The sequence below is a fragment of the Niallia oryzisoli genome (assembly GCF_036670025.1).
Classification (GTDB): domain Bacteria; phylum Bacillota; class Bacilli; order Bacillales; family Cytobacillaceae; genus Bacillus_BD; species Bacillus_BD oryzisoli.
The window spans coordinates 5,196,196-5,221,404 of sequence record NZ_CP137640.1; the positions used below are offsets into that span (position 1 = coordinate 5,196,196).

A 25,209-nucleotide genomic window follows, 5' to 3' on the forward strand; every position below is an offset into this window, starting at 1 on the left:
ACCACTTACTTCTTATTTACATCCACAATTCTATCTTCAATTTGCGGGTTAACGGTTTTTAGTTTTGCCACATAGTCTCGCAGGTTTTCCCAGTCAGCATAGCCTAGGTCGGTGACAAGACCTTGTTCATAGACCTCTTTGAACACATCATAGCCATCTCCACCTTTTGCTGTAAAGGCATTCGTAGCAACGGCATAGCTTGCCTCAGGATCCAACGCTGTATAAGTACTGTTCTCATTCTTCACTTCCACTGCGACCACTCTGCTCCCCGCAGCCTTTGAACTATCATATGTAAATTTCATACCGGATACATGTAAAAATCCACCGCTCTCCTTTGGAGCCTGACTGACACTATGCTCGAGAGCTTCCACAATCTGCGCACCCGTCAATTCCATCGTTGCAAGTGTATTGCCAAATGGAAGCACCGTCAAAACATCCCCAAGGGTAATATCCCCCTTATCAATCGCTGCCCGGATTCCGCCGCCATTTTGCAGGGCAATGACAGTATCTGGATTATACTCCTTCGCTTTATCAAGCATTCCATCCGTAATTAAATTCCCTAATGCGGTTTCACTGTTTCGTACGCTGACAGTCGCACCTTCATCGGAAAGACGAGGATTTGGCAATTCAACGGCAGTCTCAGCACCTGTTGAAGTATTTTTTACCTCTGCAATCACATCTGAATACTCCTTCAGCATCTCAGCCGCCACAGCATCTTCTTCTTTATCTGCAATCTTGATTAATTCCCCCGCCTGTCCAACCACACGGCCATTTTCATCAAATTCAACATCCAACGTTCCCAGGTAATCATTATATTGATAGGCTTGGACTATAACTGTCGGGTCCTTCGCTGCCCCATTCTCGTCCTCAGCAACGACAACCGGCTCATCTAACTTTGTATGACTGTGACCGCCGACAATCACATCGATTCCATCTACATATTCAGCAAGCAGCTGGTCATTATCCTTTTCCGGATTGTCATCGAAGCCTAAATGTGTAACAGCAACGATTTTATTAACACCTTCTGCTTCAAATGCTGCGACAGTATTTTCCGCTTCTTCGATATAGTTTTCAAATTGAACAGAGCCCGGGCTTGATAGATCAACGGTTTCCTCTGTTGTTAGACCGAAAATCCCAACCTTCTCTCCCTCTACCTCTTTTATAATCCCGTTATAAATTGTACCTTCCTCGGGCTTGTCTGTGATTTCATTTTTAAAAAGACCTGCCAAATCACTGTCGCCAGTAAAATCAATATTCGCACTTACAAATGGGAACGAAGCACCGCTGATAAAATCAGCCAAACCCTTATGCCCTTCCGGTGTAGAGCCTAAATCGAATTCATGGTTTCCAAAGGTCATGACATCGTAGCCTACATAATTCATAAACTCTAAATCTGCCTGTCCATGAAACTCATTGAAATACAATGTACCAGAAAATACATCCCCGGCATCAATTAAAAGGGCATCCGGCTTTTCGGCACGCACTTCTTTAATCGCTGTAACCTTTTTAGCTACCTTATCTACATTGGCGTGGGTATCATTTGTATGCATGATAGAAAGCTCAAAGTTGTCGTTATCTTGGGCTTGGAATGCTTTGTATAGAAAAACTGCATAGTCACCGCGTTTAGCCGGCTGATGGACACCAAATTCAGTTTTTGAAATACCTTGAGTGATCTCATGAGCGAGCAGCGCCTGAACAGCCTGCTCATAACGTTCGGAGACATCTGTAAAAGGCAGCGTTGTTTTTTCTTGTAAATCAAAGCCTTTTTGGATCCAAATCGCTAATTCCCCGCGGGTAATGAGGTCTTGAGCTCCGAATGATTCTGTTGATTTCCCATTTGTAATGCCCGCCTCTTTCAGCGCATTCACAGCACCAACCGCACGTTCCGGTACATCCTTAAATCCTGAATCCGCGGCATTCTCTATGTCCAAACCCAATACATTCGCTAATAAAACAGCGGCATCCACACGTTTAATATTTTCATAGGTTCCAAATGAAGAAGCTGTTGTTCCCTTTGCTCCGGTTGAGATGAGGAACTCTACCGCCTCCTGATAACGCTCTGGTACGTCTGTGAATGGGTTTACTGCTGCCGCCCAAGGAGCAGCCGCTGATGTCACCACCGCAGCTGCTGCCGCAGTTGTCATAAATTTTTTATATAAAGCAGACTTATTTCTCATTCTTTACATCCTTCCTTTCGTTGCTGGTCTTTATTCTTCGAAAAATTCCCAGGACATGAGCTGGAAATTTGTTTCTTTTAAAATACTCAAGCCTAAACTATTAAATAGAATGACCTAGAGAAAGTATACTAGAGAACAAGACCTATACTCGTAAATTTTCAGTATTTTTACATAAATTTTAACTAGTTTACAAAAGTTTTGGAAAGGTTTTAGAAACGGAGAGAATTTGTATCACGAATGGGATTTGGAAAAGTGTTTAAGACAGGACGATTTGTATCTATTAATATGTTGTTTAAAACAAAAGGATCTTGTAAGTACGAATTAGTATAGAAGAAGTTTGTCCGCAGCTGCAAGTTACTTTGTTACTAAAAAAGCCCCGCAGAGACTTACCTCTACAGAGCTTATCATTTTATCGATTGATTTGTGCCATCTTAATTTTGGCACCAACGACTCTATCCGCTACACCTTCGTATAAAAGCTTTCCTTTTTCATCATAAACAGCCACATCCTGAATTCCAGCAGCTGGCAGTGCTGTTGTAACTGAAAACTCGCCATCCACAACATCAGCCTTTAATTCGATTGGTTCTGTTCCATTCGGCAGCGTAACAATTACTTTTTCCACACCTTCAGCTTTTCCTGTAATCGTAACGGTGTTGTCATCATTTAACAATCCAGCCACGTCGGAAACAAGTACATCCGGAAGCGTGACTTCAAATTCCTCTGCTTTTTTTATAAAAATAGCAAATTCACCGCGTGTGATCGGGTCATTGGCTCCAAAAGCAGTTTCACTCTTACCATTGGTGATTCCTGCATTGTATAAAGCTTTCACATAATCTGTGAAAGTGGCACTGACATCTGTGAATGGGTGTGCCTCGCCTTCAAGCGGAAGGTCATAGGCCATAGCAATGATTTTCGCCATTTCCGCACGTGTCAACGAATCATGTGGCGCAAAAGTATCAGCTGTTTTACCGTTGATAACACCAAGATCCTTTAACACATTAATGGCTTTCACTGCGCGTTCTGGTACGTCCGTAAAGCCGGAGTCTGGAGCACCAAAGTTCTCAAAACCTAATGCTGTTGCAACTAATACGGCAGCGTCGGCACGTTTGATCTGAGCGTGAGTACCAAATGTACCATCTGCTAAGCCCTTTGTTATATCATTAGCTACTAAATAATCTACCGCCTCTTCATATCGGTCAGATACATCTGGAAAACTTGCTGCTGAAGCTGCAGGTACAACAGCGGTTGCGACCATCGCAGCCGTCGCAGCTGCTGCTAGAAATTTACGATAAGAACGAAATTGAAAATTCATACTTGAATATCCCCCTAAGATGTGATTTTTCTTGCCATTTTCAACAGGAGAAACTTGTTAAAACTAGGCAAATTATCCTATCAGTCATTCTATCAAACCAGTAAGAATTTTCTATACTATTTTAAATAACTTAATAGTATCTTTACGTTCTTTACATTTTTAACAATTCCAATGTAAAAGAAAAGCTCGTACATGATAATTTTGGAAATCATTCCCTATTTTTATAGTCTTATTTTCTCATAAATTACTAGGAGGATTTTGTTACTTTACAGCGAATGTAATAACGTTATTTATTCAAAAAATCAGGTGGAATTCAATTGAGGAGTAAACGTACGAAACTCGGTTTATCTATTGCCATGGCTTTGTCTATGCTGGTCGCTCCAGTGGCTTCAGCGGAGAGTGTTGACACACAGAAAGTAGATTATCTTGCACTTGGAGATTCGCTTGCGGCTGGGCAGTCATATAATCAAACAATAGGAAAAGGCTACACGGATTATATTAGCAGCCAGTTAAATAAAATTGGCGTGTTGTCCAGCTTTAATAAGCAGTTTTCTGTGTCTGGATATACGACAACTCAGATTTTAAATGATATCCAAAATAATACGGTAAAAAATGGAGTTTCGATTCAAGAAGCGATTAAGAATGCTGAAATCATTACGATTGATGCCGGGGCAAACGATCTTTTACAACTAATAAATTTTGATCGTAAAGAGCTAAAAGTGACATATGATCAAGAAAAGCTTACTGCTGGAATGACTGCAGTGGGGCAAAATCTAACATCTATTTTTACAAAAATTAAAGAACTTAACCCGAAAGCAGAAATTTATGTGATGGGCTATTATAATCCATTTCCGATTCTGCCTAGCCAGTATAAAGAACAGTTTTTACCTTTGTTGGATGCATTAAACAAAATTATCGCTGATACAGGAAAACCGTTTGGCGCAACTTTTGTTTCTACAGCGGATTCCATTGCAAAGAATGCTATTAGCTACCTGCCGAATATTCAGGATATTCATCCAAACCAAGCAGGTTATCTTGCGATTGCCAATGACTTCTGGAAGTCAATTAATGTGGGGAAAAAAGCAAGCTTTAACGATGAAATTCCAGAAGTTGCACAAGATGAGATTAAGTATTTAGTAGAAAAAGGGATTATTGCAGGATATGTGAACGGAAACTTCGGTGCAAATGATCTGATTACACGTGTCCAAAGCGCGATCATGCTAAACCGTGCGATTGTATACAGCGATGATGCAGCGCCAAATCCAAACTATGCTGATGTAACAGAAAGCACTTTTGGCTATGATGTGATTGCAAAAATGACGCAGGAAGGCGTTTTTGCAGGAAACAATCAGTCATTCAATCCGGGAAATACTTTAACTCGTGCTGAAATGGCTAAAGTTTTAGTCCTAGCATTTAAATTGAAAGGCACTGGAAGCAAGAGCTTCAACGATGTCGGCAACGACTACTGGGCTGCATCCTACATCAGCACCCTTGCCGAAAATGGCATCACCATCGGCTACAGCAACGGATCATTCAAACCAAATGACCCAATCACAAGAGCCGAATTCTCCATCATGCTTTCTCGTGCATTGAATGACAGCTTTAAATAAATAAAAGGGTGATTTACCCCTTTAAAGCAGTAGGGGACAGTCCCCCAGCGCGTTAAAGCGCCGGGGGACTGTCCCTCACTTATGCACTGCGTTAAAGCAGCAGTGATGTCTTCTTTAATTAACAAATATCATTTTACCTCAAATTAATTAACAAAAATGATGTTTGTTAATTCAATTAATGTTTCTTCACCGTTCACAGCTTTAATGATTCCTACCTTTGGCGAATAATAGGTTACTATGCCATCTTGGTCTGTCACTTCGACAACTTCTAAGAAAGTACCTGCAGGTGTTGTGAGCGTCAAATCTGTTGCTGTAATTTCGTAGGAGGCCAGAATTTCATCTCCATACTCGATATCCCAAGTGTGACCAGTTTCAATAGGATTCGCAAGCATTAATCGGTATTCAGAATAAGGAGCACCCAGCTTATATCCTTCCTCATCCTGTCTTTCGACAACCTGATAGGAGCCTCCAAATTCGTCATTTACATTCCAAAGATTCCAGTCCGGATAGTCTTCACCGGCATAAACAAACGAGAAGTTGCCATTTTCATTAGAGTGGTATTGATAGATATTCCTCGTATCCTTTAGATAAGAATCCGGCAAACCCACTTTAAAGTCATCATTTAGTGCCCTTGCTAAGAAAGCGGAAAATTGAGCTCTTGTTACTTTATCATTCGGACGGAATGTGTTGTCTGGATAACCTTGTGTTATATTTTCAGCAAAAATTCTTTTTATATGCGGATAGCTTGCCATCGAAGACGATATATCTGTAAAAGGTGCATCTACTTCCATGTTCAGGTCGAAGGCTCTTGATAAGAAGATCGCCATTTGTCCCCGTGTGACTGTTTCATTTGGCCGATAGGTTCCATCAGGATATCCCTGAATAATTCCCTCCGCAACCGCTGAAGCAATATATCCGCTGGCAACCTGGTTTGCTCCCACATCAGAGAACTTCGTCGCCCGCTGCTCACCATTCAAATCCAACGCCCTGCCAATCATAATCGCAGCAGAAGCCCTTGTCACTTCTTCATTCGGTCGAATGGATCCATCAGGATAACCCTTTACGATCCCTTCAAATGCTAAATACAAGATTTCATCATAGAACTGATGGCTTGTATCGAGGTCTGAATACACAGGTGGTGTCGCACTTACACCCATGCCGCCACCCAAAGTTAACACAACCAACAAAAATAGCAGTCTTAGTTTCTTCAAAACTACATCATTCCCCCTCTTTGATTAAAAGGAAAAAATATCCTCCAGATTGATTATATTATAGAGATGAACATATAAATTAGATTTCTAACGACAATATTCTTATTTAGCGCATTAAAGCGGCGGGAGACAGTCCCCCGCCGCTTTAATGTGCTAAACAAACAAATTAGGACAAAACTGAAGGGAAGTATGCCGCTCCAATTTTATCCTTAATAAATTATTTATTGTTGATCTTCTATATCAAATAACTCTTTTACGTTAGATCCTTGAGATATCTCAAAAAGAAGCGTCTGATTCCACGCATTAGGGGACAGTCCCCCAGCGCATTAAAGCGCTGGGGGACTGTCCCTCACTTATGTACTGCGTTAAAGTAGCAGTACTTTCTATCTTTATTATTCAAATTAATTAACAAAAGGCACAATAACTCTTGTTACTTCAATTAATGTTTCTTCGCCTCTCACTGCTTTGATAATTCCTACATTTGGTGCGAAATAGGTGACCAAGTCTTCTTGATCTGTCACTTCTACAACATTTTTAAATGTACCCGCAGGAGTTGTAAGTGTCAGGTTTGTTGCTGTGATTTCGTTGGAAGCAAGAATTTCGTCCCCGTATTCTATGTCCCAAGCATGACCAACTTCTACAGGATTCGCAAGCAGCAGCCTATATTCAGAATAAGGCGCACCCAGCTTATATCCTTCCTCATCCTGTCTTTCAGCAACCTGATAGGAGCCTCCAAATTCATCATTCACATTCCAAAGATTCCAATCCGGATAATCTTCATCGGCATATACAAATGAGATGTTGCCATTTTCATTTGTATGGTATTGATAAATGTTGCTAGTATCCTTTAGGTAAGAAACCGGCAAATCGACCTTAAATTCATCGTTTAGTGCCCTTGCTAAGAAAGCGGAAAACTGCGCTCTTGTCACTTTTTCATTCGGACGGAACGTGTTGTCCGGATATCCTTGGGTAATATTTTCGGCAAGGATTCTTTTAATATGCGGATAGCTTGCCATGGAAGACGATATATCTGTAAAAGGTGCATCGACTTCAACAGTCAGGTCGAAGGCTCTTGATAAGAAAATCGCCATTTGTCCCCTTGTGACCGTTTCATTTGGACGATAGGTTCCATCAGGATATCCTTGAATAATTCCCTCCGCAACCGCAGAAGCAATATACCCGCTGGCAACCTGGTTTGCTCCAACATCAGAGAACTTCGTAGCGCGTTGTTCACCATTTAAATCCAGTGCTCTGCCGATCATAATAGCAGCTGCAGCCCTGGTTACTTCTTCATTCGGCCGAATCGTTCCATCTGGATATCCCTTAACGACACCTTTAAATGCTAAATACAAGATCTCATCATAGAACCGGTGGCCTCCATCGAGGTCTGAATACACCGGTGGGGTCAACGCACTCACACCCATGCCACCACCCAAAGTTAACACAACCAACAAAAATAGCAGTCTTAGTTTCTTCAAAACTTCATCATTCCTCCCCTCTAACCTAAAGGAAAAAATATCCTCCAGATTGATTATATTAAAGAAATTAACATATAAATTAGATTTTTATCGACAATATTCTTGTTTAGCGCATTAAAGCGGCGGGGGACAGTCCCCCGCCGCTTTAATGCGCTAAATATAAAACGGACAAAACCAGAGAGTTGTATGCCGCTCTGGTTTTGTCCTTTCATTTTTATCAGTTATTATTTATTTTCTATTTGAGTTAATTCTGTTACGGTATTCCCGTCATACACTTCTTTTATCCGGCCTACATTCGGAGCAAAATAAGTAATGAATCCATCATTTCCAGTTACTTCAACTACATTGTCGAAAGTACCGGCAGTGGTGGTGATGGTTAAACCTGTTGCGGTAATGACGTATTGATATTCGTATTCATAACCTGTACCCCAGGTTTGGCCAACATATACTGGATATTTTAAATCCATATAATATTCGGACTCGGGATATCCTAAGTAATACCCTTCGCTGTCTTGCCTTTCTAGCAATGAATAGTCATATTCATAGCCGTAACCATAGTCAGAGTAAACATCCCATAAATTCCAACCATCATATTCTTCATTCGGGTATTCCATATAATAACTTCCCATATAATCAGACTCATAATAGTACACTTTTGCTGGATCTTTTAAATAGCTCATTTGTGCAGGGATTTCAACTTTAAACTCATCATTCAATGCCCGTGCTAAGAATGCAGAAAACTGGGCTCTTGTAACCTTTACATCAGGACGGAATGTGTTGTCCGGATAACCTTGGGTTAAATTTTCCGCAATTATTTTCTTAATATGTGTATAGCTCTTCATAGATGGTGAGATATCTTTAAAAGAAGCATCAGATTCAACTGTCAGTTCAAACGCTCTTGATAAAAATATCGCCATTTGCCCTCTCGTCACTGTTTCATTAGGACGATACGTATTATTCTCAAAACCTTGAATAATTCCCTTTTCAACAGCCGACGCAATATAACCGCTTGCCTTTTGATCTGCTTTAACATCCAAAAACGCAGTATCCCGTTGTTTCCCATCTAAATCTAACGCTCTACCGATCATTATCGCTGCCGCAGCTCTAGTTACTTCTTCATCAGGACGAAATGTTCCGTCTGGGAAACCGGTAATAATCCCTTCACCTTCCAAGTAGACCATTTCATCATAAAAGCGCTTGCCTTCTTGAAGATCTGAAAATGTGGATGCCAGGGCACTTCCACCAAAACTGCTTAAGGCGAAAATAAATAACACAAATAACAAACTTACCTTTTTCAAAAGCTAATCCCCCTAAATAAAAAAATATTAAAATATAATTTTATACTATATCAAAATTCATTTCTATTAAATATAAAAATTATCTAGAAGCATTATTATATCAATAGTCCAACAAATGAATCATAGCAAAAGTTAAAGCCAAAAAACACGCGTAAATATTGCCTTTTTATCGGTGCATCTTTACCACATTAACGCAGTGGGGGACAGTCCCCCGCCGCTTTAACGCGGCGAGGGAACTGTCTCTTTCTTCTTCAGGGAAATGACATTAATCACCCTTATGAGAAGCTTTTTTAATTATTTTTTGTTAGAATTAAACTTAGATTTTCATCAAAAGGAATCCAGCTTCCTACAATATTATTGCAAGGAGAATCAAAATGAAGTTTGTGAAATGGATTATAATTCCGGTCGTTATTCTAATTGCTGTCGGGTTTGGTGTTTATCATTTTGGGAAAGACTATGCGATTGATAAGGTTACTGAAAAATTGGAGTCTACCGGCAAAATAGATGAAGTAAAAGAGATGGTTAAAAGTAACCCTGAACTTGTGTCATTTATAAAAGAGATTGAAACAAATCCTGAAGCTAAACAATATTTGAACAATCAAGCTTCAACGGAACAACTACCTTTTGATACAAAAGAAGAAGCAGTTGAAGTAGTCGTTGATCGAGTAGGTGTTACCAAATTAAACGATGTTGTACAAAGAGCACAAAATGGAACTGCCACACAAGAAGAAATCATCCAGGAATTATCAGGTGACTTCTCAGAAGAAGAAATCATGGCTCTCAAAATCATCGCATACAAAGAATTATATGGAAATCAATAAATCCATCCTTATTAAAAAAGGACTTTAATCCTTTAAAGGAAAAGGGGACAGTCCCCCAGCGCTTTAACGCGCCGGTGGACTGTCCCCTTTGTTTTGAATCATATTATTTTAGCAATTAGTTATTTACGCTAATGTTCTTTACTTGGTTATTATTTGCATCAGTTAACTCAGCATTGTTAAATTCAACAGTTACTTTATCAGTAGTTGTGATAGCGTTTTGTAATGCTGCGATTAGTTTTCCTGACTCGATTGAATTAGTAGTTGCAACAGTTGTACCATTGACTTTCACTGTGATTCCTTCTAATGCATTTGTATCTTTATCTAAGTCATTAGAAATGACTGATTCTGAGAAACTTACAACCACTTTATTGCTGCCATCAACAGTTAATGTATCCGCTGTTGGAGCAACGTTTTCTGTTAAACCTAACTCGGCTGTGTTTTCACCTTTTGCAAGAGTATTACCAAATGCATCTTCTAAATTAGAAGCGACAAAAGTGTAATTTCCATTTACTGATACAAATGATTCAGGTAGTGTAATTCTTACTTTGTTTTTGTTATCAATAAAATCAATATCAGTACCAGCTGGTAATGCCTTACCGCCGATTGTGTAGTTTGATGCTTCTTTTACTGAATCACTCATACCATCTTCATCTGTATTAGCGAAAACAATCTCAATAACATTATTTTCTTCAGAAATTGTTGTAGTGATCACTTCACCCGCTTCAACACCGGCTGCAGCTGGGCGCACGACACTAAAGTTCATAACATTTTTATTCACATTTTCGTATTTATCTGCTACTACATCTTTAGCTATTTCAATTACATATTTTTTATCAACTTGTAATTGAGTTTCATTATCTAAAGTTAGTTCTAATTTATTTAATACTTCTTCTCCATCCACTACAGGATGAACAGCAGATGTTACGTCTAAAGTTGTAGCGCTTTGGGTAATTCCATCAATTGTCTTAACTGTCAACGCATCGATAGTTTGCTCAGACACTTCTTCATTGAATTCAAGAACAATTTTTCCATCCTCTGTTGCAGTTGCACGTGCTAATGATGCAGCTGTTCTATCAGCAGTGAAAGTAGAATTAAATTTTACTTCTTTCATGGCATTTTCTTCATCTGTAAAACCATTTACAACAACTTCAGTAGTAAAGAAGTTTGTATTGTTTACAAAAAATGCACCATCATTGGCTTTTTGAACATCAATGACAAATGTTTTATTATCATCAGTTGTAATATTAGCTGCTTTTACTGGAGTACCACCAATTGTAACATTTCCTTTTGTTACTTCTTCAGAGAAAGTTAATGTTAATTTATTTCCATTCGTTGAAGTGGATACTGTTGGAACTGTTGAATCAACCTCTTCTGCTGGTACAGTAAATGATAATGTTAAATGCTCTGCTTTGTTAGCTGGAGATGCAGAATCCTTCGCACCTACGATATCAATTGTATAAGTTTTACCAACCTCTAAACCTTCCAAAGTAAATGAATCTGTGCCTACTTTAGGAGTTATTTGAACACCATTTACTGATACAGTTCCAATTGTTGATAATTCTTCATCAAAAGTAATTGTAGCATCTGCAGTAGTACCAGCTTCATTATAGTTATCAAATGAAGTTTCTACTACAGAAGGGGCAACAACGTCATCGAAAGTTAATAGAGAAACAAATTTTTCAGTTTTAACAGGTTTGTTGTCATCATCTTTATTATCTGTATCTAAAGGTAAAACTGTTACAACTGCATTGTCAACTTCTGTACTATTTAGTGTATAGATAACTGTTGTTCTATCTTCTGACAGCTCAGCTGCAACGATATTTTTACCTTCTAATGAGAAAGCAGCTTTTAATTCTGCAGCAGTTGTTCCTTCTGCAAGAGCAGTATTAAACTCAACAGCAATTTGCTTCGCATTTAGCGCATTTACACTATCAACAGCAGGAGTTACTTCTACCTTTTTAAGGTTTTCCGCATTATAAACCATCTTAGCAAAGTCACCGCGTTTAAGCTGATCGTTATAACCAAATCGACCATCTTCATAACCGCTTGCGATGCCTGCATCAGCGATTGCATCAACATACTGCGCTAATTTAGCATTTTCAGCTACATCAGGGAATTCTGTTTTTCCGTCGCCTAATTCAAGTCCATACGCATTGGCAATGTATTTTGCCATTTGACCGCGTGTGATTTTTTCATTTGGAGCAAAAATTCCATCTCCAAAACCACTTACGATATTTAAATCAGCTAATTTTACAATTGCTTCATATGCTTTTGAGTTTTCACCAACATCGGAGAAAGTATTGTCTGGGATATTTTTTCCGTCTAATAAACCAAGCGCACGTGCAATCATAATCGCACCTTCAGCACGAGTGATTACCTTGTTTGGTTGGAATGATCCATCCTCATAACCAGAAATTATTCCCTTTTCTACTAAAGCATTGATTGCCTCCTCATGACGATGTCCATCAATGTCAGTTAGGTTAGCAGCAAATGCCATAGGAGCAACAGCGCCAGCTACGATTGTTGTTGCAGTTGCAGTTGCTAGGAATTTTTTCATTGATTTTGAGTTTTTAGTCATTAATATGATTCCTCCAATGTGTTTGTTAGTTTTAGTTTTTAGTAGATTTAAAGCTTAATTAACTTGTTAAGTTTTTGTGTCAATCAAGCTATGAACCAATCATAACAGGAAAATAGACCTATGTTTTTGGAAGCTCTTGTCGCTCATCCTATTAGTTGGAATTAAATCCATTATCCCCCAAACAAATTGCATACAACCCTTGAAATAATAAGATTTACACTATATTTCCCTATTTGTACCATGTATTTTTTTAAAAAAATCTAATGGTGCAAATCCGACTTTCTTCTATATAGCATATTGCGATTATCCTAATGTATATATTCTTTGTCCATTTCATTTATTAATTGTTAGTTTCTGATTAAGAAGTTAATTATATAAAAAATCATTATAGGTACATAGGGCTATTAACCTAAAGATATTTTTGGTAAAATTATACTATATTAGTGTTTCGATGCTGCGAAGGAGAGGACACATCTATGTCAATAAAAAAGGGGATTAAGCTAAAATTTGCGATTAGTTTATTAGCGGTGTTTATCGTTTGCAGCACAACTATTGTGAACTGGTATTTATCTGTTCATGCATTAAAAGACACCTTAACTGAAAATTACCTTAAAAATAACTATCGTTATGCGAAAAAAGTTTCATTAAGTACAAGTGACCTATTTTTCAATATGCAACAAAATCTTGGGACCTTAGCCAAGATTCTCGGCAGCAAAGAATTTAGTCAGGAGGATTTAGATAGCTGGAAAGAAGCCAATGCCGGATATTTTAACTCTCTTTTTACTACAGACGAAACCGGTGTTGTGCAGTTAATGACCCCGCCGGCAATATCGAATAATAAAGGTGGTGTAAAGCCTGGAGTACAAATTACTTCAGATCTTATGAAGCAAGCTTTAAAGGAGCAAAAGCCGTTTGTCTCTGATCCCTATACGGCGCAGACCGGAAACTTAGTCGTTCTCATTTCCTATCCTATTTTTAATCAAACAGGGACATATCAAGGCGTTGTGGACGGAACCATTTATTTAGAAAGCGACAGTTCACTGAAACGGATCCTGAATCAGCACGAGTTTCATGATGAATCCTCTGTTTTTGTTGTTGATCGCTCCGGCAGGATTATTTATCATCCTGATTCCAGCCGCATTAATGAATCGGTTGGAGATCATCCACTTGTACAAGCTGTCCTTCAAGGAAAAAGTGGTTCAGCCGAAATCGTCAATAGCAGAGGAATTGAGTATTTTTCGGGATATGCCAATGTGGAGCAGACAGGATGGGGGATTATCGCGCAAACTCCTACATCTGTCATTGAACAGCCTCTTAAGGAACTAACCAAAAAGATAATTATTCGTTCCCTCCCGCTTCTATTATTAATCTATTTGCTCGCCTGGTTATTTACCAATCACCTCGCGAAACCAATTAACCGACTAGCGAGATATTCGGAGGAAGCGATTCAGTCGAATAAACCTGATTACTCGATTAAACATTTAGATATCAAGTCCCAAATATACGAGGTAAAGCAGCTATACCAGCATGTTCAGAAGCATTTTCAATTATTGAATACACAAATCCAACAGGACGGTCTCACTGGGTTAGGCAATCGCAGGTCATTTGATTTAGAAATAAGTGATTTGAATTTACGGAAAATATCGTTTGCATTGATTATGATTGATATTGATAATTTTAAAAAGATCAACGATAAGCACGGTCATTTAGTCGGTGATGATGTATTACGATTTCTTTCCTCAATCATGGCTGACGTGACCAGAAAAGAAGACCTATGCTACCGCTACGGCGGAGAGGAATTTGCCATCCTTTTGAGAGATAAAAAAGTGGAGGATGCCTACGCATTGGCAGAACGCCTGCGCCTAAAGCTTTCCTACACACCAAGCCCGGCCGGCTACCCAATGACCATTTCTCTAGGAATCTCCACCCGACGAAAAGAAGACAAATTTCCAGAAGACATCATCAAAAGAGCAGACAACGCGCTCTACCAATCCAAACGAACCGGCAAAAACAAAACGACGATTTATGAATAAAGTTAGGAAGCAGGGGGACGGTTCTTCTGCTTCTTTTTTGATGCTTACTCTATGAAAGGACAATCTGTTGTCTCGTTATCATAGTCAAACGGGTAAAAGAGAAAAAGCTCACAACCTTAAAAAAGGCTGTGAGCTTTTCTTGTATTTTTTCACTGAATCTGAGAAATTTATACACCGGTTTCACTTATTCAAAGTATTTTTTCTCAATGATTCCCACTTGTCTTATTGAGCAGCTCTATACAAGAAAAGAGCAAAGTCACCACGTTTTGCAAGATCACGGGTTCCAAATGTTGTGTCTGATGTTCCATTCGTTACATTGTTGTTTACAAGCGCTGAGACGGCTTCTTTATAACGATCCCCTACATCATTGAATGATAATTCATTTTCACCAGCCTTAAGTTCAAACGCTCTTTGAATCCAGATGGCAAGCTCACCACGAGTGATTTCACTCTGAGAATCAAGCGTAGTCTCTGTTTTTCCACTTGTGATACCTTCTGCCTTCAGTGCATTTACATGTTTGACGGCACGTTCAGGGACGTCTGTAAATCCAGAAGCAGGTGCGGAATCGATGTCAAGATCAAGCACCTCTGCAATCATAACAGCAGCATCTACCCGTTTAATGTTTGCTTGTGTTCCAAAAGTGTTGTCTGACATCCCTTTTACACCTTTAGAAACAACAAAGTTCACTGCATCCTGATATTTTGCCGAAACATCAGTGAAGGATGTGGACGGCAAATCGTCTACTTTTTTGATATAAGCGGAGGAAATGTAACCTTTATTTTTTTCATCAGCTGTTTTTACCGGCACCCAAACAAATTGGTTTTTACTATTCGTGTCTTGATCATAGAGAAAGTCTCCTGTAACAATCAAAGAAGTGTTCTCGGATAACGAGATGCCGCCTTGTGTACTAGGCTGTGGGCGTAAATTGGTATTTCCCACCGTTTCAACTTGATCTCCTGTTTTTAATGAATAAACAGAGTCATGAGTTTCCTTCAATGTATACTCTTCCGTTAAAAATTTAATATTTTCATCACTGGTAGGATCATATTCAAAATCAGCGGCGCTGAATGGAAAGTCACCCAATTGAGTTTCGCCTAAAAAGCTGTTTTTTTCTATCAGAGCAAAAACCTGTTCCTGATATGCGTCATGATTTACCTCATTCGTCGCTTGATAAAGCGGGCTGTTAACCGGTTTTGTTCCATTATAGGCCATCACCGGGAAATACCAGTTTTCAATAACTTGCTTATCGGCTCCTTTGATTTTTGGCAAGTCAGTACGTTCATACATACTATTTAGGATCTTAACACCAGCGTTAATATTATAGGCAATATCCATTTTCAATTTCTCTTTGTCATAGCCTGATTGATTGGTAATTTGCATGATACCAATCCCACCATCTTCAGAAACAATAGGATTCCCATTCTCATCAAATTGCTTCCAACCAGACTCTTTTTCTGCCACTGCTTTAACCACTTCAGGTGGAATCCCTGCCTTTAATGCAGCACTCGTCAATAATTTGTTAATTTCTTGCAAAGAAGGATTCACATGCTGATCCACTTCATTATAAGATGATGCAGATTTCAATGTTTGCCCTGTCTCTGCAGAAGCTACATCATAAAACAAACCTGTTGCTAAACAGGTAACAACCCCAACCTTTAAAACCGAAAACTTCATTCCACTATTCTCCTAACTCTTATTATACTAATCTATCTATATAGTACCATATCAAGTACACTTTTACCCTCTAAAGCAGCGGGGGACAGTCCCCCGGCGCGTTAAAGCGCTGGGGGACTGTCCCTCATCACTTTACATCGGTAAAATTAGAATCTAGTGTAAAAATTATTCTCTTATAAAAATATTATCCTTACACTTTATTGTGTGTTCCCTAAAAAGAACAATTAATCTATCATTATTACATATAGGTCTTTATAATCACTACTTATCCATATAAATTCTATCAATAAAAGGTATTTAAATATTCCGACAAATTACCCATGTGTTCTTTATTAAGAATATGTATAATAATATAAAGGATAAAAAGGAAAAGATAGTATTGAATGGAAACTGTGGTTGGTAAGCCATTGAGATATTTCTTCCTTTTTATTCTTTTTTTCTTGTTCACCTTCGTAATTAAACCAACAGCCTATCTACTAAATATAAGCTTTCCACCAATAATATATAAAAAAAGCCCGCAGAGATTTCTCCACGGAACTTTCAATCGTCACACAAGTCCATTCCTATTATTTTATATTGAAAACCTACTTCTCCTTCTATTTAAATTGGTCATCGATTGCTCTGGCCATGAAGGCAGAGAATTCAGAGCGTTTTAGTGATCGTTCGGGTTTGTAGGTGCCGTCAGGGTAACCGTTTGTGATCCCCTCTGCAAGAATTCTTTTAATATAAATATAAGATGCGCTGTTTTCACTTATATCTGTGAAGGTCAGTGGCACCTCTCGTTCTAGTTCAAAAGCTTTTGCCAAGAAAATTGCCATCTGACCTCTCGTCACTGGTTCATCAGGACGAAACGATTTATCCGGAAACCCTGAAATGATTCCCTTTTCTACAGCAGATGCAATATATCCGGATGCTTTTGACGCTTCTGGGACATCTGCGAAAATCGTATCCCTTTGGGTTCCATCAAGGCCTGCAGCTCTCCCAATCATAATCGCGGCTTGGGCCCGTGTTACCGTTTGTTCCGGACCGAAATTTCCATCCGGGAAACCAGTAATGATATTTTTCTCTAATAAATAAGCGATTTCTTGGTAAAAACGGTAATCCTCCCGAACGTCTCTCATGCCAGGGATTCCGATTGTGTACTCTGTTATCAGCTCTGTTCCAGGATAATAGAATCCAAGAATCTGCCCCACGGTTTGTCCGGCATCTGCCCGTTTCTTCGCTCCCCATTGACTTAAACCAACACCGTGACCGTCCCCTCGGCCTTGAACTTTAATGATATCCGTTGTATTTTCCGTTTTTTCTACTAAATAACTAAGCATCGTACGATTCCCGACCATTGCCCGAATTTTCGAAGCTGACCCGTTCATCACTTCGAATCTTTGCAGTATTAAACCACCGCTAGAATCAACAAGATCCTTTACTAAAAATTCAATGGTAATCGATCCTTTTGTTACCCGACCTCCGCTAGAAGGTGCGGAAAAAGACAATTCAGGAATGGAAACAATTTTCAATTCTTTCCCCATATAGCCATTATTCTTTAACCATGTTTTGATTTGATCAGTAATTACCTTATCCTTTTCATTGACAGTGCTCCACCATTGACGATAGTCTGAGAGACTTTTTCCAGTTAAATCAATTTGCCTTTTTTTCAATTCAAATGACCATTGTGTCTTTGGGTCAAAATCGTCAATTTTTACATTAAAATAAGGAACCTGGGTGCCTCCCCAGGCATTTGCATTTGATTCGGTCTTTCCGCCGTTACTGGCTGAGAAAACGGCATCGATCAGCTTTCCGTTATATTTTAGGACCTGGCCTTCCGTTTCCATGATGGCTGTGTCTGAATTCGGATAGCTTTGGAACCCTCCGTATACTTGGAAAGTAATCGTATCATCGATTATCCCAGTTGCATTATGTTTGAATGCATATGTCCTTGCCGCGACCGCCTGTGCCTTTAAAGCCTCCTTCGGCCACGTTGAAAACATCTCAGACGGCACAACTCCTCTTAAATATTCTTCCATTCTTATACTGTTGATCGGCCGGATAACTTCTTTCTTGTTCACCGTTTCGCGGACAAATTGAAAGGAACCGCTGTAAGGACGTTGGTTGATAAAAAGAAGGTTACCTTCAGCAGCCGGATTCAAGATTAACGAATCGAATTGTCCAATATAAGTCGACCCTTGATTTAATTTAATCTTTCCATTTTCAAGCTTTAATGTATACTGATTGTTGTTTTTCAATAAAGTTTTATGTTCAGATGTAACATAATCCCCTTGTACCCGGAGATTTACTTGGGTTTGATTACCCAAATAGTTATTAAGCTTCACCTGCATAACAGGCTCTGATGCAGCTTCACCATGAGGAATTGGAATGAGAGAAATAAACAAAACGAGGAATAGAAATGATGATAAAATTCTACGATGCAGCAAAAAATCCCCCCAAGAATAAAAAATGATAAAAGCAGGAAATGACAAAAATATTTCATTTATTACGATTGTATGACCTTTTTCTATCAATATCTTAAACTATCATTCTCTATTTGGCTTTAGAAAAATAATGGAAGCAGGCGGTTCTCTTGTTTCCTTTTAATCAAAAAAAAACCTGTTAAGAATTCTCTCTACAAGGCCATTTTATTTAATTACACGCACTTCACATGTTCTCCATCTGGAACTATAAACCATTTGATTCTTAATTGTAGTGCGAATCTAAAAAGGTATTGTTACGTGAGAAAATGATGAGGAAATAAAACCTATTTATATAAAAAAAACCCTGCAGAGTTCTCTCTACAGAGTTAGTAACTGTATCCAATCAAAGATTTGGAAGCATAAGAACCGTCCCCCTGCTTCTTATGCAGCTTTTCTTGTCCCTTTTGTATTTTGTTTTATAAAGATACCAAACGGTTTTCCGACTGGCAGGACGACTTGGCCGAAGTGCGCATTTAATACAGCTGCCGCTGAGCCGTAAAATGACAGCAAGGCAATTAGAAGTTCTGAGATGGCTGCGAACATATGGGAAAATTCATATGCGATGTGGAATGAACTTAAAGATAAGCCAATAAATAAGCAGTCTATTAAAACAAAAATAAAGAATAATACCTTATGTGTTTCCATAGCTCCAATGGTCATAAATACACTGAAGATTAAATAACCGATGAATGCAACACCAAGTTGTTTGGAGTCTGCATTGGCCAGCAGAATTTCACCGAAAGCGCCCATTTGAACCAACCAGGTTGTACCGACACCGAACCAAAACAATCCGAATGCACTAAAAGCAGTTGTTCCAAATACGTTATTATGCTTTGAATCTAACCAACCTGCGATCAATTGAGCAATGCCGCCTAAAAAGAAAGCCCATGGAAGGATTAAGGATGTTCCTTCAGTTAAGCCTAATTTTTGGGATGATGCAACAAGCGTTACCATCGCCAAACCAAAAAGACCAAGTGCTGATGGATCTGCTACTGTTACTTTTACCGAAGTATAATTTTGATTATTCATAATGATGCCAAATTCCTCCTTAGTTATATGCTTCCTAAGGATACATAAATCTACTTCGTTTGTCGATAGCTAAAAACGACATTTCCCTGGTGAGATTGACAAATAAATGACTCTAGTTACCAGTTTTACAAAGTAAGATGCACCATTTTTAAATTAATAAGCAAAAGAACCGTCCCCATGCTTCCGGAGCACGGGGACGGTTCTTTTGCTTCTATTTGACGTTCATTGCATTGTAGATGGCTGTGGTGTAGATGGAGCGTGATGCCTGGCTTGTTGCGTAGTAGCGGTCGCCGGCAAATACGGTTGTGGTGTCGATTTTGCTCATGGTAACTATTGCGTCATGAGCCCAGTAATCAGGACCAACATCGCTATATGGATGACTGGATGCTGCGGCAAATGCTTTGTCCTGTAAGTTAAACGCTCTTTCAACAATCACTGCCATTTGTGCTTTAGTCATGTTGTCATTTGGACGAAACGTTCCATCCGGAAAACCGTCAATAATACCAAGTTCTTTGATGACAGCAATATCTTTTGCAAATCTGTTTGTTTCCGGTACATCGCTAAAATAATTCAGGCTTGCTGGCTGCTTGTTTAATACTCTGTTAATAATCGCAGCAGCTTGTCCACGTGTTACATTTGCATCCGGACGGAAGGTACCGTCACCAAACCCTTGAATAACCCCTTGCTTAGTTAACGTTGCAATGGCGGTATAAGATGGGCTGCTTGTGTATACGTCATTGAATTCTCCAGAGGGACTACCTGTAATAACGCGTGTTGCGCCATAATATTTTGGTCCCCAATAGGTACTGCTCAATGAATCAATTTTGATTCCCTTACTACTCGTAGCACTGATAAATTCATTATTACCAATATAGACGCCTGAATGAGTAATGCCGGCTTTATTATAGGTTTTCTCAAAAAATACTAAATCTCCCGGCTGTAAATCCGCTTTGGAAACCTTTGTTCCAGCATTGTATTGATCAGCCGAAACTCTTGGCAAATTAATTCCTACTTTTTCAAAAACAAAGAGTATGAATCCGGAGCAATCAAACCCGCTTGGAGTCGTGCCCCCGTATTTATACGGAACTCCTATGTATGATTTAGCAATTCTTATTACATCTTCCTGCTGTGTTCCCGCTGCCGAAACAGACTGAAAGGGAAGAAGTGCTAAAAAAAGTCCAATCATTAAAATACGTGTAAAACGCTGTCTCATACTGCCACCTCATAACATTTTCTATCAAATTATCTCTAAAATTATCAAAATATGGTTTAAATGTTTCTGTAACCCTATTCTACCAGATAAAAATATGTTTTTATTTTACTATTTCATTACAAGACCACATGAATATTCACAAGATTATAATATTTCTTCAATAGATACGTCGAAAACCCTGCAGTAAAGCGCTTTCTATTTTCATTAAACAAGCTGTTGTATATACAGATACTTTCTTCCAGGAAGCATGGGGACGGTTCTTCTGCTTCCAAATTTAAATTACTGCTTGAAAAAGAAAACCCAGTCCGTTCTTATCAGTTATTTTTCAGGAACATCCTTTACTCTAAAAATTATAATTCTTTTAAATAGAAAGGATGTTTTCCCTTATGAAATCTATTCAACTATTCATTGCGATTCTTTTTGTCTAGCTCATGAGTTTTGATTTTGTTGCAAATAACCTTGTTTCAGCTGACGATTTTGATGACCGAGAATATGAACACTATAGTGAGCATGGTGAGGGACATGATGAGGATGAAGGGTCTTATGAAGAAATCGGTAAAATGGCTGGTTGGAGAACGGCCATTCTAATGGGGAGTGCCGGATTACTGCTGCCAATCAGAAGATCGACAAAAGTAATAATCAAAACACTTCCAAGTGCAAAGCAGCTGATTATATCCTTTTCAAAAACACTTGGAAAATCTCATATTATGATTGGCATTTTGGTATTGGCAGCAATCTTAGCACACGGAATTCTCATGTTTATTAATGAAGGCGAATTGGAATTGGAAGGTATGATTGGCTTGGGGTCAATTATTTTCATGGCAGTCGCTGCATTATTAGGAGTTTATTTAGCTAAAAACAAATCAACACGAAAGGTTCGAACCATTCATACCACGTTAATGGTGCTCGCTTGTTTAATCGGTGTATTTCATATTTTTATCTCATAATTCATAAGAGGCTGTCCCAAAACAAAAGTGTCAGACACCACTACACCATATCAAGTATCACTTTGCGTAAATTGGCAATGGATACTCCAATAAATGGTGGATACCTGACACATTATGGGACAGCCTCTCCTTTTTTGACGAAAAAAGCAGTTATTTGATTAATTGTTTATGTAGGAAGTCTCTAGTTTATGAAGAATTTATTAAATATTCAAAAATATACTTTTCATAAAGGAGGAGCGATATGTTAACATTTTACAATCCACAAGAAGGTACGGTAAAACAAATTAAACAGCTTTGTTATAAAGCTGATGGACAGTTAAAGTTATTTTGTCAGATTGGGCCTACCGACAAAGCGTTGGTTGAAAAATGTGATGAAATTGAAATCATTGCCCGGGTATATGATAACGGGAATCTCATTTTTGACTCCTCGTTGCTCCTTGGGACATCCTTAGGGAAGAACAGACCAGTTGGGCAGCGTATTTCTCCACTAGATGAAAGAAAACAAATCCTACATAGAAATTTGAGTGACCCTTCCATTGTTCACAGCAAGTCATTGATTTATTTTATCGAATGTGAAGAATACAACAAATTTGTTGAGGAAATTTCAAAGCTTCTATTATTAACAGCGTACAGGTCATTTAAATACTTTCAAAACCATGAAGAGCAATTTGCCGAGCAATTGAATTTTGTCAAGCAGGCTGTAAAGGAGATAAAGGAGAAGGAAAGCAAGCCCTATTCACCTTCAGGGCATCATTTGTAAAATAAAGCAGGGAACTTAACTGCCTTTCAAAGTCCTAAAACATCTTTACTTTCACTTTCCTTTTTTTCATTCATTAAAATAATAGCCCTGCAGAGGCTTCACCTTCAACAGAGCTACTATTGACAAATTCCAATCACAAGCAATAAATAACAAACCAGTTGACCTTATTTTTGTCTACCGAGAATATCTTCGGCAATTTCGCCAAGAATATCACCTAGAATTCCACCAAGTAAATTATTTCATGTTCCTTCCTCACCTTGGCGGGAAAAGGCCATCTGAAGAATCGGCTGGCTGATAATAGAAATATTCCAACTGCAGCTCCTTACCTGTGAACCCAAAGCTGTCATAAATCTGCTTCCCTTTCACTTCTTTAGAAAAACTCAAATCATATCGAATGGTGTCATTTTCCGGGAAATAATGTCCGCTCGACATCTCAAAATCGCTTTCCTTTAAAAAATAAAACTTTCTAGAGAAAAGTGTCTTTTCTCTCTGAATCAAGTCGATTTTGGTTATCTCTGAGTCTACCTCAGCAAATCTGGATTTGAATTTGCTCCTGCTGTTTATTATAAGGGCAACTATATTGCCCTTATCGTTATGTTTTTGTGCTCATAATTTTAGTATGTATAAGATAGAAAACTCGCTGGGTGGAATCCACTATCGTTATGGATCCAAGATAATATGTGGATACTTATCTTATATTTCATGGTACTAGTGATTGTTTTACTATTTTTCCATTTTCATTTTCGTTTTTTCAACATAATGAAAAAATAGCCTGGACAGAGGAACAGCTTTCCTCGCCCGCTTATCAACCTTTGTAATATTTTATTCCCAGTCTTGTTGCCCAGCCCTCACACCAGAATTGCTCATAAGGCGGTAAGGAATAACCCTTTGCTTTTAAGTAGTTTCGGTGATGATATCTTACTGCCGATGGGATGGTTACGAGAAAAGGCATAAGCGGGCCTAACAGTAAGTTTTGGAAACCATGTCCGTATTCGTGGGACTTTAACTGCGTATTAGCGTTTTTCTGGACAAAGAAGAAACCTCCGAAGTTCACTCCACCCCAATTTCTGGCGACTTCAAAATAGACGGCATAGCCAAATGTTTTCAGTTTGTATCCCCGGCATAGCAACACAAATGCAATAGCCGCTCCGATTAGATTTAACGGTAATCCCCAGGTTAGTTGGATGAACCAATATAAAAATTTGCGCATACCACCTTCTCATCTCCTTGTCTCCATGGTAGCATTTAATGCTTTTTATGAAAAAACAGGACAAAAAAACCTATCTTTCCCTATGTCCTTCCTAAAAAAGGAAGCAAAAGAACCGTCCCCCTGCTTCCAAAAGAACTGTCCCTTTGCTTCCTTTATTCTTTGTTTCTTCCTGCTTCTTTTAGCGCCTTTTTTAGTAATAGTTCGATTTGTGCGTTGACGCTTCGAAGTTCATCACTTGCCCATTTTTCAAGGGCATCGTATGTCTTTTGGTCGATTCGAAGCAAAAATCGTTTTTTCTCAGCCACATTGATTCACAACCTTAATAAATGGTTCCTGTATTAATAATCGGCTGATTTCCTTTTTCGGATACTAACGCCACCATTAAATTATTCACCATTTGTGCCTTTTTCTCTTCATCCAGCTCAACAATCTGCTCGTTGCTTAGCTGGTCAATAGCTGATTTTACCATGGAGACAGCCCCGTCCACAATCACCTTCCGTGCCGCGAGAACTGCCCTTGCCTGCTGTCTCTGCAGCATTGAATGAGCAATCTCACTTGAGTAGGCTAAATGCATAATTCTTGCTTCAATGATTTCCACGCCTGCGACCTGTAATCTTCTTTGTAAATCTTGAGTCAGGACATCCCCTACTTCATCTGAATGCTGACGCAATGAAATTTCATAATCGTTGTTAAAATTATCATAAGGGTACTGACTGGCAATATGTCGTAGACCAGTTTCACTTTGGGTATGAACAAATTCCTTGTAATCCTCTACATCAAAAACCGCCTTTGCTGTATCAAACACCTTATAAACAACGACTGCTGCAATTTCAATCGGATTTCCCTCAAGATCATTTACCTTCAATCGATCGCTGTTAAAGTTGATGACACGTAAGGAAACCGTTCTTCGCGATGTAAAAGGAACCGTGAACCAAAAGCCTTCCTTTTTAATAACACCCAAATAATTACCGAACAACGTAAATACCTTCGACTGGTTCGGCTGAATAATCGTAAATCCAGTAAGGGAAATGAGTAACACTAACAAAAGAATGACTCCTAAAACAAATGAACTAGGGCTTTCAGTTATAAAAAAGGATCTAGCCGAAAATACGAGTCCGACGATCAACACCAGCACGATAAACAAACCAACAAAACCATTCCATTTAAACATCTCTTTTTCCTTCATATCTATCACTCCTTGTGATATTTCCTTGATACTAATATGATATCACTTTAATATCGAAATGTGAAGGAATAAAAAGCCTAATTTCATTTTGGGTCAAGGGGACAGGCACCGCGACCCACCCATATTTCAGGGCTACCACGTCCAACTTAATTCTAGTAATGAACTCAGCGCCACCATGTCCCACCATTTTAATTGCTAGCAGAAACC

Annotated in this window: 19 protein-coding genes; 5 read left to right on the plus strand and 14 right to left on the minus strand. The window is 38.8% G+C overall.

The window, feature by feature from the left end; all coding sequences use genetic code 11:
- Positions 1 to 5: 5 nt before the first annotated feature.
- Entirely contained in the window at positions 6 to 2,177 is a 2,172-nt protein-coding gene (locus R4Z09_RS25925; RefSeq protein WP_338449573.1) for a 5'-nucleotidase C-terminal domain-containing protein, read from the minus strand.
- A gap of 409 nt (positions 2,178 to 2,586) precedes the next feature.
- A complete protein-coding gene (locus R4Z09_RS25930) occupies positions 2,587 to 3,489 on the minus strand; it encodes an S-layer homology domain-containing protein (protein WP_338449574.1) in 903 nt (300 codons plus the stop codon).
- 317 nt (positions 3,490 to 3,806) lie between these two features.
- Here R4Z09_RS25930 and R4Z09_RS25935 point away from each other — a divergent pair, with 317 nt between their 5' ends.
- A complete protein-coding gene (locus R4Z09_RS25935; protein WP_338449575.1) occupies positions 3,807 to 5,099 on the plus strand; it encodes an S-layer homology domain-containing protein in 1,293 nt (430 codons plus the stop codon).
- 143 nt (positions 5,100 to 5,242) lie between these two features.
- On the opposite strand, the gene R4Z09_RS25940 is transcribed toward R4Z09_RS25935, so the two are convergent.
- The 3 genes from R4Z09_RS25940 to R4Z09_RS25950 all read right to left on the minus strand — a co-directional run bounded on the left by R4Z09_RS25940 (position 5,243) and on the right by R4Z09_RS25950 (position 9,086).
- On the minus strand, positions 5,243 to 6,310 hold the full coding sequence (locus tag R4Z09_RS25940) for an S-layer homology domain-containing protein (protein WP_338449576.1): 1,068 nt from the start codon (positions 6,308 to 6,310) through the stop codon (positions 5,243 to 5,245).
- 401 nt (positions 6,311 to 6,711) lie between these two features.
- Complete coding sequence (locus R4Z09_RS25945; RefSeq protein ID WP_338449577.1) at positions 6,712 to 7,788, minus strand: S-layer homology domain-containing protein; 1,077 nt, start codon at positions 7,786 to 7,788, stop codon at positions 6,712 to 6,714.
- Between the two features lie 224 nt (positions 7,789 to 8,012).
- Positions 8,013 to 9,086, minus strand: a complete 1,074-nt coding sequence (locus R4Z09_RS25950; RefSeq protein WP_338449578.1) for an S-layer homology domain-containing protein — start codon at positions 9,084 to 9,086, stop codon at positions 8,013 to 8,015.
- 374 nt (positions 9,087 to 9,460) lie between these two features.
- Here R4Z09_RS25950 and R4Z09_RS25955 point away from each other — a divergent pair, with 374 nt between their 5' ends.
- Positions 9,461 to 9,907 carry a hypothetical protein gene (locus tag R4Z09_RS25955; protein ID WP_338449579.1) on the plus strand — a complete coding sequence of 149 codons (447 nt, stop codon included), beginning with the start codon at positions 9,461 to 9,463 and terminating at the stop codon, positions 9,905 to 9,907.
- Between the two features lie 115 nt (positions 9,908 to 10,022).
- On the opposite strand, the gene R4Z09_RS25960 is transcribed toward R4Z09_RS25955, so the two are convergent.
- Positions 10,023 to 12,485 carry an S-layer homology domain-containing protein gene (locus tag R4Z09_RS25960; RefSeq protein WP_338449580.1) on the minus strand — a complete coding sequence of 821 codons (2,463 nt, stop codon included), beginning with the start codon at positions 12,483 to 12,485 and terminating at the stop codon, positions 10,023 to 10,025.
- Between the two features lie 476 nt (positions 12,486 to 12,961).
- On the opposite strand from R4Z09_RS25960, the gene R4Z09_RS25965 reads away from it, so the two are divergent.
- Complete coding sequence (locus R4Z09_RS25965; protein ID WP_338449581.1) at positions 12,962 to 14,518, plus strand: sensor domain-containing diguanylate cyclase; 1,557 nt, start codon at positions 12,962 to 12,964, stop codon at positions 14,516 to 14,518.
- Positions 14,519 to 14,740: 222 nt separating this feature from the next.
- On the opposite strand, the gene R4Z09_RS25970 is transcribed toward R4Z09_RS25965, so the two are convergent.
- The 4 genes from R4Z09_RS25970 to R4Z09_RS25985 all read right to left on the minus strand — a co-directional run bounded on the left by R4Z09_RS25970 (position 14,741) and on the right by R4Z09_RS25985 (position 20,899).
- Positions 14,741 to 16,192, minus strand: a complete 1,452-nt coding sequence (locus R4Z09_RS25970; RefSeq protein ID WP_338449582.1) for an S-layer homology domain-containing protein — start codon at positions 16,190 to 16,192, stop codon at positions 14,741 to 14,743.
- 596 nt (positions 16,193 to 16,788) lie between these two features.
- Complete coding sequence (locus tag R4Z09_RS25975; RefSeq protein ID WP_338449583.1) at positions 16,789 to 18,621, minus strand: SpoIID/LytB domain-containing protein; 1,833 nt, start codon at positions 18,619 to 18,621, stop codon at positions 16,789 to 16,791.
- A gap of 417 nt (positions 18,622 to 19,038) precedes the next feature.
- Entirely contained in the window at positions 19,039 to 19,686 is a 648-nt protein-coding gene (locus R4Z09_RS25980; RefSeq protein ID WP_338449584.1) for an acetate uptake transporter, read from the minus strand.
- 211 nt (positions 19,687 to 19,897) lie between these two features.
- Entirely contained in the window at positions 19,898 to 20,899 is a 1,002-nt protein-coding gene (locus tag R4Z09_RS25985; RefSeq protein ID WP_338449585.1) for a C40 family peptidase, read from the minus strand.
- 431 nt (positions 20,900 to 21,330) lie between these two features.
- On the opposite strand from R4Z09_RS25985, the gene R4Z09_RS25990 reads away from it, so the two are divergent.
- Positions 21,331 to 21,846: a hypothetical protein gene (locus R4Z09_RS25990; RefSeq protein ID WP_338449586.1), complete on the plus strand. Its 516-nt coding sequence runs from the start codon at positions 21,331 to 21,333 to the stop codon at positions 21,844 to 21,846.
- Positions 21,847 to 22,087: 241 nt separating this feature from the next.
- Positions 22,088 to 22,606, plus strand: coding sequence for a hypothetical protein (locus R4Z09_RS25995; protein ID WP_338449587.1), 519 nt, complete (start codon positions 22,088 to 22,090; stop codon positions 22,604 to 22,606).
- Between the two features lie 252 nt (positions 22,607 to 22,858).
- Here R4Z09_RS25995 and R4Z09_RS26000 read toward each other — a convergent pair whose 3' ends face one another.
- The 4 genes from R4Z09_RS26000 to R4Z09_RS26015 form a co-directional block, all read right to left on the minus strand.
- Positions 22,859 to 23,038 (minus strand): hypothetical protein, encoded by a 180-nt coding sequence (locus tag R4Z09_RS26000; protein WP_338449588.1) that lies wholly within the window; start codon positions 23,036 to 23,038, stop codon positions 22,859 to 22,861.
- A 373-nt stretch (positions 23,039 to 23,411) separates the two neighbouring features.
- Positions 23,412 to 23,816, minus strand: a complete 405-nt coding sequence (locus R4Z09_RS26005; RefSeq protein WP_338449589.1) for a hypothetical protein — start codon at positions 23,814 to 23,816, stop codon at positions 23,412 to 23,414.
- A gap of 152 nt (positions 23,817 to 23,968) precedes the next feature.
- The gene (locus R4Z09_RS26010) at positions 23,969 to 24,121 is read right to left on the minus strand and encodes a hypothetical protein (protein ID WP_338449590.1); all 153 of its coding nucleotides are present in this window, start codon (positions 24,119 to 24,121) and stop codon (positions 23,969 to 23,971) included.
- Between the two features lie 14 nt (positions 24,122 to 24,135).
- Positions 24,136 to 25,002, minus strand: a complete 867-nt coding sequence (locus R4Z09_RS26015) for an SPFH domain-containing protein (RefSeq protein ID WP_338449591.1) — start codon at positions 25,000 to 25,002, stop codon at positions 24,136 to 24,138.
- Between the last annotated feature and the right edge of the window lie 207 nt (positions 25,003 to 25,209).